The organism is Streptomyces sp. MK37H (assembly GCF_018035285.1).
GTDB classification, from domain to species: Bacteria; Actinomycetota; Actinomycetes; order Streptomycetales; family Streptomycetaceae; genus Streptomyces; species Streptomyces endocoffeicus.
The window spans coordinates 1-1,292 of the sequence record NZ_JAAAYH010000870.1 but is presented as its reverse complement, the minus strand read 5'-3'; the positions used below and the strand labels follow the sequence as shown (position 1 = coordinate 1,292).

Annotated in this window: 2 pseudogenes; one reads left to right on the top strand and one right to left on the bottom strand. The window is 70.2% G+C overall.

The annotated features are described in order from the left end of the window. Positions 1–13 precede the first annotated feature (13 nt). Positions 14–472, top strand: a pseudogene (locus tag GWI24_RS44515) (leucine zipper domain-containing protein); the annotation flags it as partial. Positions 473–951: 479 nt separating this feature from the next. On the opposite strand, the pseudogene GWI24_RS47075 reads toward GWI24_RS44515, so the two are convergent. Then, positions 952–1,101, bottom strand: a pseudogene (locus tag GWI24_RS47075) (integrase); the annotation flags it as partial. Positions 1,102–1,292: the final 191 nt, after the last annotated feature.

The following is a 1,292-nucleotide window of genomic DNA, read 5'->3' as shown; positions in this document are numbered from 1 at the left end:
CAGGAGGCCCTCGTTGATCCACCGTAACGCCCCGCTGACCCCGACCGGCAGGCTGCGTCTGGCCCGGTGCGTCGTGGACGACCACTGGCCGCTACGCCGGGCCGCTGAACGCTTCCAGGTCAGCCACACCACCGCCGCCCGCTGGGCCTCCCGCTACCGCCACCACGGGGTGGCAGGCATGAGCGACCGCTCCAGCCGTCCCCACCACTCACCACGCCGGACACCCGCCCCCGTGGAGGAGCGGGTGCTGCGGATGCGTCGGGAACACCAGATCGGCCCGCTGCGGCTGGCCGCCCGTGCCTCCGTCGCCGCCTCCACCGCTCACCGCATCCTCCAACGCCACGGCCTGCCACCGCTTGCCACGCTGGACCGGGCCACCGGCGAACCCGTCCGCCGCTACGAACGCTCCCAACCGGGCGAGCTGGTCCACATCGACGTCAAGAAGCTCGGCCGCATCCCCGACGGCGGCGGGCAGGGGACCGCAGCGGGCGGGAGCATGGCGGAGTTGGCCGCGGCGGCCGACGAGGCTTTGCTCGGCCAAGGCGAGGCTTTCCGCAAGGTGTCGAACGGCCTACCGGCGGTTGCAGAACTACGCCCACGGCTCTTGCATCGCCTGTTACCAGGTCAGCAATCCTGCCTTCCGCCTACAGGGTGCCACCCCACGGCCGAAGTTGACACAAACTCCGGGCTTGGCTGCGCCCGCGTTCGCTGGGGCGAGACTGCGAACGCGGGGGCGAGCGGGGGTACTACTGCATGCCGGGCCACTCGTACACGGTCGACTCCACTGACATGTCCCGTACGCCCTTGAGACGGACATCCGTTGGCGGTTCGACTTCGAAGCGGTGCACGGGGTCGTTCACCAGGCGGAGGGTCGGCTTGCCGGCGCTTCGACAGGATGGAGTGCCGCAGCGTCTTGGAGACGACGGTGAGTGGCACGCCAGCGGTGATGGCGATGGTGGCGGCCACTTGGCGCAGGTCGTGGACCGTGATCCGCGGGGCGCCGGCCTCTTCGGACAGTTGATGGAGAAGGTCGAGGACCTGGTGCGGGCCAAGCGGTCGGCCGTCGGGTCGGCCGAAGACAGGGCGGTGACGGGATGCCAGGATTACGGCAGGTGCGAGACGTTGTTCCTGCGTGGTGCCGGAGGGCGGTGGCGACGCCGGGTGAGATGGCCACCCACTCGCGGCTCGACCGGGTCTTCGGTGTGGTGATGACGAGCCGGTTGTTGTCGATCGCGGAGAGGGCGCAGCGCACGTAGAGGACGCCTTCCGCCAGGTGGACGTCGTCCTAGGGT